Below are 16,512 nucleotides of genomic sequence, written 5' to 3'. Positions count from 1 at the left end.
GAGTTGCACACCCTGAGCAACAGCCACCTGGACGCGCTGGAAGAAGAAACCATCTTCATCCTGCGCGAAGTCGCCGCCGCTTTCGAGCGCCCCACCCTGCTGTTTTCGGGCGGCAAGGACTCGCTGGTCATGCTCAAGTGCGCCGAGAAGGCTTTTGGAGGGAAAACCAGCCCCTCCGGTAGCGGCCGCATCCCCTACCCACTGCTGATGATCGACACCGGGCACAACTTCACCGAAGTGACCGACTTCCGGGATTCGCGTGCGAAGGAACTGGGTGCCGAGCTGATCGTGCGCAGCGTCGAAGACTCCATGATAAAAGGCACCGTGCGCTTGACGCACCCCGGTGAAAGCCGCAATGTGCACCAGTCGGTCACGCTGCTCGAAGCCATCGAAGAGTTCCGCTTTGATGCCCTGATTGGCGGTGCACGTCGTGACGAAGAAAAAGCCCGCGCCAAAGAGCGCATCTTCAGCCACCGCGACAGTTTTGGTCAATGGCAGCCCAAGGCCCAGCGCCCCGAGCTGTGGACGCTGTTCAACCACAAGCTGCAGCCGGGCGAGCACTTCCGGGTGTTCCCGATCAGCAACTGGACCGAGCTGGACGTGTGGCAATACATCGCCCGAGAAAAAATCGCCCTGCCCTCGATCTACTACACCCACAAGCGCGAGGTGGTGGACCGCCGCGGCCTCTTGGTGCCGGTGACAGAGCTGACCCCGCCCAAAGACGGCGAAGAAGTGGTGGTGCGTGACGTGCGTTTCCGCACCGTGGGCGACATCACCTGCACCTGCCCAGTCGAGAGCACTGCGGCCACGCCCGAGCAGATCGTGATCGAGACGCTGGCCGCCGATGTGAGCGAACGCGGTGCGACCCGCATGGACGACAAGACGTCCGAGGCTTCGATGGAGAAGCGCAAAAAAGACGGCTATTTCTGATCAGGGAGCAAAAGACATGCACAACGAACAACACTTTTCTGCCAAGTCCTCAGAAAGCAACACGCAAACCGCGTTGCGATTCATCACCTGCGGCTCGGTCGACGACGGCAAAAGCACACTGATCGGCCGCCTGCTGGTGGACACCAAGGCCGTGCTTCAAGACCACCTCGCAGGCGTGCAGCGCTCGGGTGAAACCGATTTGGCTCTGCTGACCGACGGCCTCTCCGCCGAGCGCGAGCAAGGCATCACCATCGACGTGGCGTACCGCTACTTCAACACCGAAGCGCGCAAGTTCATCATCGGCGACGCACCCGGCCACGAGCAGTACACCCGCAACATGGTCACGGCCGCGTCCAGCGCCGACGCCGCCGTGGTGCTGGTCGACGCCATCAAGCTCGATTGGGACAATCCAGACCTGCAGCTGCTGCCACAAACCCGCCGCCATTCGCTGCTGGTGAACATGCTGCGCGTGCCGTCTGTCGTGTTCGCCATCAACAAGCTCGATGCGGTGGCCGATGCCACTGTGGCTTACAAAAACATCGCGGGTGCTCTGAACAAGTTCGCCAAAGCGGCTGGCATCACCGTCACCGCCATGGTGCCGGTTTCGGCACTCCAAGGCTGGAACGTGGTGACCACCGAAAACAACGACCAAACTGACTGGTGCGGCTACACCGGCCCCAGCCTGCTCAGCATCCTCGAAGACTTGCCCGTCACCCCGGCCGAGACCGATGTGGCTTTCAGCTTCCCGGTGCAGTGGGTCGAGAAACCTGGTGCCCCCACGCTTGTCGCTTCGCGTACTGCGCTGCCCCCCGGGGGGGCCGCTGCTGCGCCTTGGGGCGGCCCGGCGGCGCAGCACCACGACTCCGGTGTGACCACTCAGGGCCGCCGCGTGTTCTGGGGCCGTGTGGCCACGGGCAGCATCGAGCCGGGCCAGACTATCCAAGTCTTCCCCAGCGGCCAGACCGCCGTGGTGGCGCAAGTGCTGAGCGCCACCCGCCAGCCGCAAAACAAGGCCGCAGGGCACAGCGCAGGCATCGTGCTCGACCGCGAGGTGGACGTGTCGCGTGGCGATTGGCTCTTGGCAGCCGAAGGTGCCCCCGAAGGCCAGCGCCAGCTGAGCACCACCATCGCCTGGATGGATGACGAGCCCCTGGTGGCAGGGCGCCTTTACTGGGCACTTCATGGCCACCGCTGGGTCAAGGTCAAGGTGCAGCGCATGGTGCACCGCCTGAACGTGAACACCCTGGCCGAAGAAGAAGCCACCGAACTGCCCCCCAACGCCATCGGACACGTCACCCTGGCCCTGCAAGAGCCATTGGTCACCCTGCCATTTGCACAATCGCGCATCTTAGGCGCGCTGGTGCTGGTGGACACGGCCAGTCACAAGACCTCAGGCGCAGTCCTGGTGAACTGAACTCCTTTAAAATCTACAAATCTGCCCGAATGTGACCGAGCAGCCTCATTTTCAGAGCCCACCATGACCCACGTTGTTTCCGAATCCTGCATCCAGTGCAAATACACCGACTGTGTGGATGTTTGCCCGGTGGATTGCTTTCGCGAAGGCCCCAACTTCTTGACCATCGACCCCGATGAGTGCATCGACTGCGCCGTGTGCATCCCCGAATGCCCCGTCAACGCGATTTACGCCGAAGAAGACCTGCCCGCCGACCAGCAGCACATGACCAAATTGAACGCCGAGCTCGCCCTGTTGCCCGGCTGGAAGAGCATCACCAAGCGCAAGGCCCCCATGGCCGACGCCGATGCCTGGAAAGACAAAACCGGCAAATTGGCGCAATTGGTTCGCTGAATTTGCCCATGGATTTGCCGATCGAAACAGAAGCCCTGGTGATCGGCGCAGGCCCAGTGGGCTTGTTCCAGGTGTTTCAACTGGGCTTGCAAGGCATTCACTGCCATGTGGTCGACGCCCTGCCCCATGTGGGCGGCCAGTGCGCCGAGTTGTATGCCGGCAAACCCATTTACGACATCCCAGGCATCCCTTTTTGCACCGGACAGGAGCTGGTGGAGCGGTTGCAGCAGCAAATCTCCCCCTTCAAGCCCACGCTGCACTTGGGCCAACAAGTCAGCCAAATTGAACGCCAAGCCGACCAGCGCTTGGCCGTCACGACCGATTCAGGTCAACGCTTTCTCACCTCGACCCTGTTGATCGCCGCTGGCGTCGGTGCTTTCGTGCCTCGCCGCATGGTGCTGGACGGCCTGAGTGCTTTTGAGGGAACGCAAGTTTTTGCCGAACATCCTGCCCCCGAACGCTGGGCAGGCTTGCACCTCGTGGTGGCAGGCGACGGCGACGAAGCCCTGCAAACTTGCCTCAATGCCTGCCAAGGCCCACAAGCCGCTGCCAGCGTCACGCTGCTGCACCGCCGCGATCAGTTCAGTGCAGCACCCGAATCGGTCGAAAAAATGCGCCAAGCCTGTTCCGAAGGCCGCATGCGCTTTGTGGCGGGTCAGCCCACGGGCCTTAGGACTAAACAAGGCCAATTGCAAGCGCTGGAGCTGCTCAACCCACAAGGCGAAACCGAGTGGCTGAGTCTCGAGGTCCTGCAAACTTGCTTGGGCCTGTCCCCCAAGTTGGGGCCTGTGGCGCAATGGGGCCTGGCCATGGAGCGTAAGCAATTGGTGGTCAACACCGAAAACTTCGCCACCTCAGAGCCCGGCATTTTTGCGGTGGGTGACATCAATACCTATCCCGGCAAAAAGAAGCTCATCCTCTGCGGCTTTCACGAAGCCACCTTGGCAGCCTTCGGTGCAGTGACCCTGCTGCGCCCCGCAGAAAAGACCCTGCTGCAGTACACGACAACCTCCACATTGCTGCAACAGCGCTTGGGCATCGCCTAAAATGCAAACCGCACCGTTCGTTGATCGGTGCATTCGCTAGGGGTGTTGAGGACCGTGAGGCCCTCGACTGAGAAAGTCCCTTTGAACCTGATTGAGGTAATCCTCGCGCAGGGAAGCTTGTCAAAAGAACCGAGCCCCACTCCGGGCTCATCACGTTCCCAGCCAGCCGACCTGCCATTTCGTTGAAGGAAAAACGTCATGGCATTTTTTTCGCCATTTTCACGCCGGTCCACTGAGCGCAGAACATTTCGCGCCAGTCACATCGCAAGCGCCATTACCCTGCTGATACTGGGCAGCGCCCATGCACAAAGCCTGACTGAAATCACCATCACCGATACCGCCCCCTCGCAGGTCAGTGGTTTTGGCGATGTACCGCTCGGCAAAGCGCCCTTCAGCGCCGTCAGCATTGACCAGCAAACCCTGCAAGACATCGGGGCTCAGCGTGTCTCTGACGCCCTGCGGCTCGACGCGAGTGTGGCCGACAGCTACAACTCCCCCGCTTATTGGGACAGCCTGAGCGTGCGCGGCTACACGCTGGACAACCGCTACAACTACCGCCGCGAAGGCCTACCGATCTCGGCCGAGACCATGATCCCCATGGACAACAAAGAACGCATCGAATTGTTCAAAGGCACCAGCGGCATTCAAGCTGGCACCAGCGCCCCGGGCGGCTTGGTCAACTACGTGGTCAAACGCCCGCCTTCGGCCAAGGACGAAACCATTCGCTCGGTCAGCGCCAGCTATGGCCCGGGCCATAGCAGCAGCACCGCTCTGGACTTGGGAGGTCGCTTTGGTCAAGACCAGTCCTTGGGCTACCGCTTCAATGCCGCTTACGAAGACCTGAACCCTTACATCCGAAACACGCAAGGCCACCGCACATTGTTGGCCTTGGCGATGGACTGGCGCATCAGCCCTGACACCAAACTGGAATGGGAGATCGAGCGCAGCGAACGCCAGCAATTGGGGGTGAATGGCTACAGCCTGTGGGAAGGCGCAGCAGGTCTGCCGCCTGTTGTGGATCCCAAAACCAACCTCACTCGGCAATCGTGGTCCGTGCCCGCCATTTTTGGTGCGACCACCGGCTCCATCCGAGTCAAACAAACCTTGGGGCAAGGCTGGTTATGGAGCACGCAGTATGGCGCGCAACACCTGCGCACCGATGACCGCCTTTCCTATGCTTTCGGTTGCGGGGGCAACTGTGACCGCTTTTATGCCGACGGCAGCTTCGACATCTACGACTACCGCAGCGACAACGAACGCCGCCTGACCGAGTCCCTGCAGACCAGCCTGACTGGACAGATGAAAGTGGCAGGTCTCACGCACAACCTGACATTCAGCGCAGCGCGAAGCCGCCAACTTGACCGACTTCAAGCCACCCAGCTCTACAGCTACGCGGGCACCAGCGCAGCCACCGGCAGCGCAGTCCCTGCACAAGTGATCGATCAAACCTACCCCAACGTCAACCGCAGCGAATACAGCACCGAACTGTCCTTGACGGACCGCATCGAACTGTCTGACAAAACGTCTGCATGGTTCGGCCTGCGCCACACCCAAAGTGATCGCAGCACCGTTTCGCTGGATGCCGCCAACCCCAACCCCCAACACCAAAAAACCGGATTCACCACGCCTTGGATTGCGCTTTCTCACGAATACAGCAACGGGTCGACCGCTTATGCCTCTTATGGCGAAGGCGTCGAATTGTTCGCAGCACCCAACAACGCCAACTATGCCAACGCGGGACAGTTTTTAGGTGTTCAGAGAAGCAAACAGGTCGAACTGGGGGCCAAAGGCAAAGTTGGCAACAGCTTGAGCTGGAACACAGCGCTGTTCCACATCGAGCGCCCCGCAGCTTATGACTTCGCGGGCGAACGCGTCGTCGATGGCACCCAAACCCACAAGGGCCTGGACGCAGGTCTTCAATGGCGCCATCAGCAGTGGCAACTTGCAGGTCAGGCGCAATGGCTTGACGCACGCCTCTCGGGTGCGTTGCTCAACACAGCCTTGAACGGGTCCAAGCCATTGAACGTCCCTGCACTGACCTTGCGCGCCTTGGCCCAGTACCGATTCGCCGATGTCCCAGGGCTGCGCACCAGCCTGCGTCTGAGCCATGAAGGCGCACGCCGCGTGACCGAAGACGGCAGCATCCACCTGCCCAGCTGGACCACACTGGATTTCGCCGCACATTACGACACGCGCATCAGTGGCACGCGCGCACAATGGACGCTGGCCATCGACAACCTGGCCGATCGCCATTACTGGCGCGAATCGCCCAAGCAATTTGGCCACTACTACCTGTACCCCGGCGCACCTCGAACTCTGCGCTTGGGTGTGAAAGCCAGCTTCTAAAAGGATGTCACGAGATTTTCAAAAAATCTTCGCCTCCCTCTCAAAACAGGCCAAAAACACCTCTATAATTCAAAGCTATTCCTCGATAGCTCAGTCGGTAGAGCGCCGGACTGTTAATCCGTAGGTCCCTGGTTCGAGCCCAGGTCGAGGAGCCAAAAAGTAAAGCCCCTGCAAGCCATTGCAGGGGCTTTTTCTTTGGGGTTTTCTTCGTCGTTAGAGAACGAAATCAGTAGACACGAGTTTCTGAATACCCATCACCTCAATCTGAAACTCGGCGTCCAAGTCCCGGTCATTGCTGCCGTAAACGATGCCGTTTTCGAACCAAACAGCGCCGTTGGCATTGGCCGAACTGAGCTCCGCAGCACTGCCGATGAACACAAATGCATCGTTGAATCGGGTGCCCAATTTGGCATCGACATTGGACAAATCAATCTTGTCGCCCGTTTCGAAATCAAAGATACGGTCACGGCTGGCCATGTTCGCACCAGATTCGGTGACGCTGTTGATCTTGAAAACATCATCTCCCAAGCCCCCATACAGATCGTCGGAACCAGATCCACCGGTTAGAACGTCATCTCCGTCACCGCCGTGCAGGTCGTCTGAACCCACATCGCCGGACAAGCGGTCATTGCCCTCTGCACCATACAAATCATCGTTGCCCGCGCCGCCGACCAGTTCGTCATGGCCCGAACCCGCGTCAAAATGGTCGTCCCGGCTGCTGCCTTTCCAGTGGTCATTTTGGTCGGGGTCGGAACGACCAGCCCACACGGCACCATCAACCGCTGCGGTGACCTTGGACACTTTCAAAAACAAGCCATCACCGTCGACATCGCTGTAAGTGGTCGTCTCCAAGCGACCGTGCTCCATCTCAGTTTTGATGACGTTGCCGTCTTGCACGGACCAAGACTCATCACGTTCCATGCGTTCTAACTTGGCGCGGCCATTTTTGACCTCATAAACAGCGACCACAACACCGTTCACGATGTTGAATTGGTAAGCTTTGCTGGCATTGTTGCTCATAGGAACCTTTGAAGAGGGGTTGAAGAAAACCCTAATCTAAGGTGCCCAGATGAGTGGGAGCTGAAGAACGGCGTTCTCGGGCCCAGTGTTCAGCTCAACACCTTCACATCAACGCCCCTGCACACAGCCACCAATTCGGCCAAGTCGGGCGTCTGCATTTTTTGCAAGACGATGGCACGGTGCTTCTTGGCAGTGTCGGGCAGGATGTTGAGACGCTCGGCAATCCCCTTGTTGGTGAATCCATCCAACATCAATAGGCAAACATCTCGCTCACGGGCAGACAAGGTCTGCCATTTGCGGCGGATGTCGTTGTGGCGAATGAAGTTCTCCCGATTCATGCCGTCGCGTACCAAGCCCTTGTCAATCGCGTCAATCAAGCTCTGAATTTGAAATGGCTTGAGTAAAAACTCAATCGGTTGGCCTTTCATGGCCAGAATGATTTCTTCTGAGTGGCTTTCGCCGCTGATGAAAATGATGGGCGTTTGGCGTCCCAAGGACCGCATCTCTTGCTGCAGCTCAATGCCCGACATCTGGGGCATGCGCACATCCAGCACCAAAACGGCAGGAAAGATATCCAAAGACTGCTTCAAAAACGATTGGGCGCTCTCAAAACTCTCTACGGTGTAACCCATTTGCTGCAACAAGTCGGTCAAATAAACACGAATGTCCGGGTTGTCATCGACCACAAAAACATGGCCAATGGACAAAGGTTTTTGAGCGCCCATCAACGCTCTCGCAAGGCTTGGGTCACGTTTTGCAGAGGCCGGAACAAGTAAGCCAGCACGCTTTTGCTGCCCGTCTTGATTTCCACCGAAGCCGTCATGCCCGGCAAGGGTTGCAAACGCAAGCCGTTACGCTCCCAGTCGGTTTCGGTGATGCGCACCATCAGGCGGTAATAGCCCTCCTCCAGTTCCATTGCCACACCGGGACGGCGTTGTTTTTCATCGCGCATCGTGTCCGGGCTGATGTGCTCCAGCACGCCCTCCAGCCCACCAAAGCGGTTGTAGTCGTAGGCCGTGAGCTTGACGGTCACTTTCTGCTCAGGCTTCAAAAAAGCCACCTCGGCAGGTTTCACATAGGCCTCGACCAACATTTGATCTTGGGTCGGAACGATCTCCAAAATGGGCATGCCCGCCTGAACCACACCGCCAATGGTGGTGATTTGCACGTTTTTCACAATGCCATCCATCGGCGCCTTGATCACGGTGCGGATGAACGCATCTTCCCGGGCCGAAGCGTTTTCTCGGGTCTGCGACAACTCAGAGTCCACCCGTACCAGCTCGTTGGCCGCATCGGTGGCGTAGCGGTTGCGCCGCTCGGACAACTGCCCGTTCAAGTCAGACTGCTGCCGCTTCAGGCGCAACAACTCCACCTCAGACACCACGCCCTGCTTGGTCAGCGGTTCAGTCATCGCAATTTCGCGGTTCAGCGCCTCCAAAGACCGCCTGAAGCTCGACAACGCCTCATCCAAAGACTGGCGACGGGCCGCATACGCTTGGCGTTCGCGTGCGGCCAACTCTTTCGGAATGTCTTTGCCAAAATCCAAATTGCGGCCATAAGCCTCTGCACGCAAGCGCACAGCCAAGGCTTCAAGGGCCAGTTTTTTCTCTTTGGCCTCACGGAACACGGGGCCCGATCGCTTGTCATCCAAACGGATCAGCACATCGCCTTTTTTAACCACCGCCCCCTCGCGCACAAGAATCTGGCTCACCACACCCGAGTCTAGGCTCTGAACCACCTGCTCACGGCTGGCCGGAATCACCTTGCCCTGGCCCTTGGTCACCTCGTCCAACTCAAACCAAGCGGCCCAAGACAAGGCCACCACCAAAGTCAACACGGTGGACCACAGCAGCCACTGGCTGGCGCGGCGTTCCTCTTCGTCCACCGTCAGGATGCCAAATTCTTTACGGCTCATGCTGCACCTCCAGGTGTGGCAGGGGCTTTCGCAGCAACCGAAATGCCCTTGCTCAGTTTTTCAATCATCTCAGCCTTGGGGCCTTCCACCACACACTGGCCTGCGTCGATCACGGCAATGCGGTCCACCCACTCCAGCAACTGCGTGCGGTGGGTCGACAACACCAACGTACGGCCCTGCAGCCACTGGCCCAGCACGGCAATCACACGGGCCTCGGTGTTCTGGTCCATGTTGGCAGTCGGCTCGTCCATGAACACAATGGCCGGGTCGCGCAACATCAAACGGGCCAAAGTCACCAACTGGCGCTGACCGCCCGACAAACCACCCCCTGCTTCGGTCAAAGGCATGTCCAGGCCTTTGGGGTGCGCCGCCACCATGTTGTACATGTCCAGGGTCTGCAACACCTGCACGATCTTCGCGTCCGAAATCCAGCTGTCCGACAGAATCAAGTTCTCACGCAAAGTGCCCATGAACAACTGCGGGTCCTGCGACACATAGCCAATGCGCGCACGCAACTCGGCCGGGTCCAACTGGCGCATGTCAATGCCGTCCACCCGCACACTGCCGCCCAGCGGGTCGTACAAACCTGCCATCAATCGAATCAAGGTGCTCTTGCCGCTGCCCACACGGCCCAGCAAGGCCAAATGCGAGCCTGCCTCAAGGCCCAAATTCAAACGGCGGATCACCGGCATGCGCGACTCACCCGGATAGGCGAACTCCAAGTCCAAAGCCTCGATGCGCCCTTGCACCTGCTCGGGCACCACATACCTTTTGCCCACCTCGCGGTCGCGTGGCCGCTTGATCAAGCCATCCAAAGTCTCCAGCGCCGTGCGGGCTTGCTGAAAGCGCGAAGCCAGTCCCATGACACTGCCCAGCGGCGAAATCGCACGACCCAGCAAAATCACGCAGGCAATCAAGCCGCCCAGCGTCAACTGGTTGGCGTGGATCAGGTACACGCCCCACACCACCATGGCCACCGTGGCCACCTGCGAGAGCGTGCTGATGAAACCGGTCACCGCGTTCGAGAGCGACCGGATCTTGCGGTACGAATCGGCTCCGGCCAGGTTCGACTGCTCCCAGCGGCGCTGCAAATAGCCTTCAGCGTTGTGTGCCTTGAGCAACTCCAAGTTCAGGACAGCCTCGACCAACACGCTTTGCTTGTCGCCCGACTCCTTCATGTTTTCGCGCATGGCCACCATCAAAGGCTTTTGCACCCACCATGCCAGCAGCAACACCACGGGCACTGCCAAAGCCGGAATCCAGGCCAAAGGTCCGCCCACGATGGCGATCAACAAAATAAACACCAGAACAAAAGGCAAATCGGCCAGCACCACCAAAGACGCTGACGAGAAGAAATCGCGCAGCGCTTCAAAGTCCTTCATTGAGCTGGAAAAAATGCCGATCGACTGCGGCCTGTGCTCCAAGCGGATCGACATGATCTCGCGCAGCAACGTGGCATTGATCGCCAAGTCTGCCCGCTTGCCGCCCAAATCCACCAAGCGCGCCTTGAGCCAACGCATCACATATTCCAGCACGGCCGCCACCAGCGTGCCAATGGCCAAGGTCCAGAGCGAGGCATACGCCTGCGTGGGCACCACACGGTCGTACACGTTCATCGTGAAAAACACGCTGGCCAGCGCCAGAATGTTTGCCACCACCGTGGCCAACATGGACTCGACATAAAAATGCCGAAAGCGCCACAGCGTGCCCCAAAACCAGTCAAACGCCGCGCCCTGCATGGGTGTCAATGTTTGGTCGGCGCGTTGCGGCGGTAGCTTGACCACCAGCACCTCGCCTGTGGCCAGCGCATCCAACTCGGCCACCGGCATCACCAATTCTTGCTGCCCGGTCTCGGGCGACAAAATTTGGGCTTGGCCCTGCTCGATGGTGCGCAGCACACAAGCCCGTCCGTCTTGCAGCGGCACGATGACCGGCAACACATAGCCTGGCACAGCACTGGGTTTGACGCGGGACCAAGCCGCCAACAAGCCATGCTGGCGGGCCAAGTCGGGCATCGACGCCGCAGGCACATGGCCGTTGTCGTCTACCGCAAAGCCCACCCGCAAAGCGGACACGTGCACAGGCAATCCCAACAAATGGGATGCCAAAGACAGGCAATGCAGCAAAGGATCTGCTCCCATTGGGGCCGACGCTGCCAGCGTTTGTTGAGGTATGGCACTCATTGTCATTTTTTTCCCTTCGAAACCATCCAAACAGGCAAGTCGAGCACGACCTGCGCCCCACCGCCATGCGCACGATTGCGCCACAGCAAAGTCCCGCCGTGTTGCACCGCAATGCGGCGAGAAATGGCCAAGCCAATCCCCATGCCGTCTTTTTTCGTGCTCGAAAACGCCACATCGTTGCTGCCAAGCAACTGCGCTGAAAACCCAGGGCCGTCGTCCTCCACCACGACCTGGAGTCGCTCATCCACGGCCAGCACATGAATGCGGATGTGCACAGGCTTGCCCGGCACTTGTGCCTGCACCGCGTTGCGCAAAACATTCAGCAACACCTGGGACAACTGCACAGAATCTCCCATCACCATGGGCGACAGCACGTCGGTGCGCACCTGAATGTCTGCCGCATCTTGGCGCTCATGGGCGGGCAACAGTTGCAGAACATCCTGCACCACGACCAACAAGTTCACAGGTTTGAAATCAGGTTCTGCAGGTCGAATGAAATTGCGAATGCCCTTGAGCACGTTCGAAACACGCTCAATATGAGCCAGGATCTGTTCAACTTGGCTCTGCCTCGAATCATCCACTGCACGCATTTCATGCCGCAACAAACCCAGCTCCACAGTGACCACTGTCAACGGCTGGGCCATCTCGTGGGCCATGGCCCCCGCCAGCTCACCCATGCTGCGCTGACGGTCCAAATTGGCAATTTGCTGACCCAACAACTGACTGGTTTGCTGTGAGCGCATCGCCACTTCGTTGGCCACATACCGCCGCGTAGACCGCTCCAGGTACAAACCCAAAATGGCCACACTGCCAAACACCGACATCACAAACAAACTGGAAGTCGTGAGCACACTGTCCCAATTGACACCCAAGGGATCGGTCGAGCTCATCCCCAGCAACACACGGGCGGCGCGCACCAAAGTGGCCAGGGCACCAAAAACATAAACCTGCGTCAACCACCTGGCGCTGCTGCTGCTTTCCTTCTTGTGTACCTGCCAAGCCAGCCAAGCCGTCCAGGCAAATAAGGTGCCCATGGCCAGCAAAACCCAGCTCAAGCGCAACACCACGCTTTCTAAGCCCAAACGGAAAAACTCCTGAATGCCCAACATCCCCACACCCACCAGCAACGCGATGGGCCATGTAGAGCGCTTTCCCAGCTCCATGCGCAAACCCACCACATGCATCAGGTTACCGCCGTAGAAAAACGCGTTCATCACGCCAAAAGCCACCCACCCCGGCATATCGGGTGTGCGAAACGACAGCAGCAAGGACGCCAATCCCAAACTCAAACTGCCACCACACCAAATACCCGCCGCCAAGGTGCGGCTCTTGCCCATGACCACCCAAGCCGCCAAGGGCATGATCACGTACAAAAAGCCCGCCGCCAAATAGGCCGTTGCAGGGTCAAAAGAAGATGCGTTCATGGTTGGCAATGGTCTGTCCACATGGCACGCAAAGCGCTCTCCATGTCGCGGGTGTATTGGTCCACATCCCAAGCGGGTGCCGCCTGCAAACGCGCACGCAACCCCGCCTTGAGCTGCAACAGCGCTTGACGGTCCGCCGCCATGCGTGCGGCAATCTCCACATAAGCCTCGTCGCTGGCCGCCACCCAATCGGGCAAGCCTGCGGCACGCATGAAGCTCGCCCCCATGCGCGAGACAAAGTTCTGGCCTTCTTTGACCACCACAGGCACACCCATCCACAGCGCTTGCAGCGTGGTTGTGCCGCCGTTGTAGGGCACGGGGTCCAGCGCGATGTCCACATCGGCGTACTCGGCCATCATGTCGGCCAGCCCCACTGGCCCGCGAAACTCAATACGGCTGGCATCAACACCTTGCTGCACAAACCGCTCCCGGAAGATGCGGATCGCCGACTCGTCGCGAAAACTCGGTGCCTTGAGCAGCAAGCGCGAGCCCGGCACCCGCGCCAACACTTTGGCCCACAGAGCGATGGTGTGTGGCGTGAGCTTGGGCACGTTATTGAACGAGCCAAACGTCAGGGGTCGCTGGGCCTGCGCCTGGCCGTACACCGGGTACGGGTAATCGGCTTCTGGCGCGAAGCAAAACACCGTGTTCGGCAAGCGGTGCACGCGCTCGGTGCAGAGCGCATCGTGCGCGGGCGGCACCACCACCGGGTCGGCCAGCAGCCAGTCGATGTTGGGCACACCGGTCGAGCCGGGATAGCCCAAAAACGACACCTGCACCGGTGCGACACGCTGCGACAGCATCAGCAAGCGGTTGTGCGAAGTGTGGCCCGCCAAGTCGATCAGCACATCGATGCCATCGTCACGCATGCGCCGCGCCAGTTGCACCGGCGTCCAACTGGTGGCCTGCACCCAGTGGTCCACGCGGCGTTGCGCCTGCTGCGTCTGGTCGTCGTGGGCCATGCCCACGTTGTAAAGCGTCACCTCAAACTGCGACTTGTCCAGCCGCGCCAGCACCGGCTGCATGAAGATGTTGACCGGGTGCTGGTGGTGAAAATCCGCACTCAGCAACCCCAGTTTGATGCGCTTGCCCGACTCGCGGGCATTGGCAAACTCTGCCACAGGCCGTGCGCCCTTGCCCCAGCCTGCAAACAAGCTTCGGTGCAAATCGGCCACTTCTTGTGCCGTCAGGCTGTCGCTGTAAAGCGCGCTCATGGCCGCGCTGGAGAGCATGGCCGACTCGGGGCCTTCCTCTTCGGCCAGCTCGCGGTACAGCGCAAGCGCCTGGTCGGCATCGCCCAAGCGCCCCGCCACCGAGGCGCGCATCGACTTGGCCCCGGGCTGCGGCGCGATGGCTTCGGCCTGCGCCAGCGTTTGCAGCGCCTCGTCCATCTGCCAGCTCTCCACATAAGAATGGGCCAGGTTCCACAGCGCCAAAGCGCTGCCCGGGTGGAGCGCCACATTGCGTTTGAGCACCGCTTGCGCTTCTTCCCACAGGTTGTGGTGGAACGACTGCATCGCCAGGCGCGTGAGCACCTCCTCGCTGGTGGCGGCCGATGCGCGCTCGAACGCGCGGTGTGCGGCTTCGGTCAGGCCCAGACGCATCAGCGCATCGCCCAGGTCAATTTGCAAAGCCGCCGTCACGTTCACATCGGGCTCAGGCTTTTCTACCCGCATCAAGCCCAGCGCCTGGCGCAGCGACTCCAGCGCCCGCGCCGCGTCGCCCCGCTCCAAGCGGATCTTGGCCATCGAGGCATGCACGCGGCTGACCGGCACCGCCTCGCCCTCGGTGGCCTGCGTGGCCAAGGGCAAAGCGCGGTGGTAGCAAGCCGCAGCCTCGTCCCACTGGCCTGCGGCCTCCAGCGCTCCGGCCAACGTCAACCAGCCTTCCCAATGCGTGGGCGCCACCTGCGTGGCCATGCGGTAGAAATGCATCACCTCTGCTTGTCGGCCCAGCTGGCGCGACAAATGACCCGCCTCCAGCCAGCCCCTGAAATGTGTGGGGTGCTGACGCAGCAGCGCCGCAAAACGCTCACGCGCCGTGCGCACCTCGCCCCGCCGCACCGCACACTGCGCCCACAACAAAGCCACCTCGGGCGAATCGGGGTCTTGCTCTGCGGCTTGCGCCAACGCGGCTTCAGCTGCAGCCAGGTCACCGGTTTGCAAAGCTTGTTTGCCCGCTTCGAGCGGGTTGGTTGTTTGAAGGGTCATGGCATGGACATTGACAAAGCGGCTTGGCGGTTTGTCTCGATGACGCCCCCCATCCGCTCAATGAGTGATTTCTCGTCTGCGCTCAGCAGGTATTGGCGGGTGGCCGTGGCCACCGTTTTGTCCCAAGACTTGCGGACATCTTGGGCCATTTTTCTGAACAGGGCCAGGGTCGGCTTCAAGCCAAAACCACAGTCCTCACACAACGCCTCCCATGAATGCGCGCCGACCGCGGCAAACGTGCTGTCATCGCCGATGAACAGCGCAAGGTCCTGGTCACCATAGGCTTGCACACACAAAAGGTCATAAAACGGTGCCAAAGCATAGCCTTGGGGGGTGACCATCAGTGAAATATTTTTGGCATGTGCGTCGCTGTTACCGATCAAGTAATTGAACATCACCCAGCGCTGCACAGACAGCAGGTCTTTGCCCGACAACTTCAAATCGCGAAACGCGTTCACTATTTTGGGAAGACTCACGAAACCGCCTTGCCGTTCGTACTTCCAATCGGCCCCCACGCCCAGCAACTGGCAAGCGTCAATCTGGTGCAAGCAAACCACCTTTGCACTGTCCACCCGCCGGTCATAACGCTCCACCACATAAACTTTTTCGGGAACCTGCAGCAAATGAACACGCGGCACCGGCAACTGCATGTCATGCGCCAATTTCATGCACAGATACTCGTTGATGGCGCTCGGTTGGTACCTCTCCAGCCTCGAATCGGGTTTGGCAATATGAGTAGTTGGCGCGCCCCCCACGCTGTCGTACAAAACATCCCGCTGGTCGTCGTAACGCAAACCGACTTTGTCTTGCGCCCCAGCAAGCGACATGCGCGTTTGAACGTTGGAGGTCAACAATGGCTTTTGAAGCGCGCGTGACTTGACCCGTGCACTCAACGCCTCTTTGGACAACACGCTGTATTCGTGCTGGGCATTGGGCTGCTGCCCCTCGGGCAACACGCAGAGCACACCCGGCAAATCGGCCCCCATCTCGCCCACCAGCTCAAAAGTGTTGGCGTTGCGAATGGGCATTTGATTCAAGACCTCAGCCAGCGCAGTGCCCTCTGGCAACAAATTGGCAAAGAAGGTCTTGACCGCATCACCTCTGTAAGGCCCCTCGCGCAAAGCCAAGTGAGGTGCAAGGGGAAAAGCCCCCGCATGCGCGATCCACAGCGCGTCGTATTGGAAAAAATACTGCGCCGCTTCATGACCCAACCACCCCATGGGCTGGGCATTGGCCCACACTCGCAGCCGGATCATGAAGCCTCACCTGTCGCAGGGACGATACGCTCGGCCAGGACGCCAAAATCAACCCGCCCAGCCGCGTGGTCCTGGCCTTGCGCTTGGGGCCATCCGGAAACACTCAGGCTCAGTCCCAAGCCGCTGACCAGCCTGACCAACTTGCCAAGACTGCAGTTTTGGGGATCGGACTCTGCATCGCGAATGAAAGAAGCGCTCACCCCGCAAACAGACGCCGCTTCCTCTCGAGAAAGCTTTTGGCGTTTGCGCTCAACGGCCAGCGCCTTGCCCAATTCAAGCAGGTCCGATGTTTCAATTTTCATTTTGATCTCATGGGGTCAAAAAATAACGAATAACTTTTGATATATCAAAAATTATTCCCATGAGGTCAAATTT

The 16,512-nt window shown here is 59.6% G+C and carries 13 protein-coding genes, 1 tRNA gene and 1 riboswitch; of the genes, 6 read left to right on the top strand and 8 right to left on the bottom strand.

Annotation, left to right across the window (positions count from 1 at the left end; all coding sequences use genetic code 11):
• The first annotated feature begins 3 nt into the window (after positions 1–3).
• From cysD to SWE17_RS04555, 6 genes are all read left to right on the top strand, one after another.
• A complete protein-coding gene (cysD, locus tag SWE17_RS04580; RefSeq protein ID WP_322991937.1) occupies positions 4–930 on the top strand; it encodes a sulfate adenylyltransferase subunit CysD in 927 nt (308 codons plus the stop codon).
• Between the two features lie 16 nt (positions 931–946).
• Positions 947–2,344 (top strand): sulfate adenylyltransferase subunit 1, encoded by a 1,398-nt coding sequence (locus SWE17_RS04575; protein WP_322991924.1) that lies wholly within the window; start codon positions 947–949, stop codon positions 2,342–2,344.
• Between the two features lie 63 nt (positions 2,345–2,407).
• Entirely contained in the window at positions 2,408–2,737 is a 330-nt protein-coding gene (gene fdxA, locus SWE17_RS04570) for a ferredoxin FdxA (RefSeq protein WP_322991923.1), read from the top strand.
• 8 nt (positions 2,738–2,745) lie between these two features.
• Positions 2,746–3,783 (top strand): NAD(P)/FAD-dependent oxidoreductase, encoded by a 1,038-nt coding sequence (locus tag SWE17_RS04565; protein WP_322991922.1) that lies wholly within the window; start codon positions 2,746–2,748, stop codon positions 3,781–3,783.
• Between the two features lie 28 nt (positions 3,784–3,811).
• Positions 3,812–3,914: riboswitch (TPP riboswitch) on the top strand.
• 67 nt (positions 3,915–3,981) lie between these two features.
• Positions 3,982–6,129, top strand: a complete 2,148-nt coding sequence (locus tag SWE17_RS04560) for a TonB-dependent siderophore receptor (RefSeq protein WP_322991921.1) — start codon at positions 3,982–3,984, stop codon at positions 6,127–6,129.
• A gap of 79 nt (positions 6,130–6,208) precedes the next feature.
• Positions 6,209–6,284, top strand: a tRNA-Asn gene (locus SWE17_RS04555).
• 58 nt (positions 6,285–6,342) lie between these two features.
• Here the strand turns inward: SWE17_RS04555 and SWE17_RS04550 are convergent.
• The 8 genes from SWE17_RS04550 to SWE17_RS04515 all read right to left on the bottom strand — a co-directional run bounded on the left by SWE17_RS04550 (position 6,343) and on the right by SWE17_RS04515 (position 16,439).
• Positions 6,343–7,149 carry a hypothetical protein gene (locus tag SWE17_RS04550; RefSeq protein WP_322991920.1) on the bottom strand — a complete coding sequence of 269 codons (807 nt, stop codon included), beginning with the start codon at positions 7,147–7,149 and terminating at the stop codon, positions 6,343–6,345.
• 89 nt (positions 7,150–7,238) lie between these two features.
• Positions 7,239–7,874: a response regulator transcription factor gene (locus SWE17_RS04545; protein WP_322991919.1), complete on the bottom strand. Its 636-nt coding sequence runs from the start codon at positions 7,872–7,874 to the stop codon at positions 7,239–7,241.
• Complete coding sequence (locus tag SWE17_RS04540) at positions 7,874–9,064, bottom strand: HlyD family efflux transporter periplasmic adaptor subunit (protein ID WP_322991918.1); 1,191 nt, start codon at positions 9,062–9,064, stop codon at positions 7,874–7,876. Before SWE17_RS04540 ends, SWE17_RS04545 begins: the two co-directional genes overlap by 1 nt.
• Positions 9,061–11,247: a type I secretion system permease/ATPase gene (locus tag SWE17_RS04535; RefSeq protein ID WP_322991917.1), complete on the bottom strand. Its 2,187-nt coding sequence runs from the start codon at positions 11,245–11,247 to the stop codon at positions 9,061–9,063. Before SWE17_RS04535 ends, SWE17_RS04540 begins: the two co-directional genes overlap by 4 nt.
• Positions 11,248–11,249: 2 nt before the next feature.
• On the bottom strand, positions 11,250–12,671 hold the full coding sequence (locus SWE17_RS04530; RefSeq protein ID WP_322991916.1) for a HAMP domain-containing sensor histidine kinase: 1,422 nt from the start codon (positions 12,669–12,671) through the stop codon (positions 11,250–11,252).
• Entirely contained in the window at positions 12,668–14,881 is a 2,214-nt protein-coding gene (locus SWE17_RS04525) for a tetratricopeptide repeat protein (RefSeq protein ID WP_322991915.1), read from the bottom strand. The genes SWE17_RS04530 and SWE17_RS04525 overlap by 4 nt, the downstream gene beginning before the upstream one ends.
• Positions 14,878–16,137 (bottom strand): HipA domain-containing protein, encoded by a 1,260-nt coding sequence (locus SWE17_RS04520; RefSeq protein WP_322991914.1) that lies wholly within the window; start codon positions 16,135–16,137, stop codon positions 14,878–14,880. The genes SWE17_RS04525 and SWE17_RS04520 overlap by 4 nt, the downstream gene beginning before the upstream one ends.
• A complete protein-coding gene (locus SWE17_RS04515; protein ID WP_322991913.1) occupies positions 16,134–16,439 on the bottom strand; it encodes a helix-turn-helix transcriptional regulator in 306 nt (101 codons plus the stop codon). The genes SWE17_RS04520 and SWE17_RS04515 overlap by 4 nt, the downstream gene beginning before the upstream one ends.
• Between the last annotated feature and the right edge of the window lie 73 nt (positions 16,440–16,512).

Source organism: Limnohabitans sp. (genome assembly GCF_034680285.1).
GTDB lineage: Bacteria > Pseudomonadota > Gammaproteobacteria > Burkholderiales > Burkholderiaceae_C > Limnohabitans_A.
The sequence above is the reverse complement of the archived record's forward strand: the minus strand, read 5'-3'. Positions and strand labels throughout refer to the sequence as shown.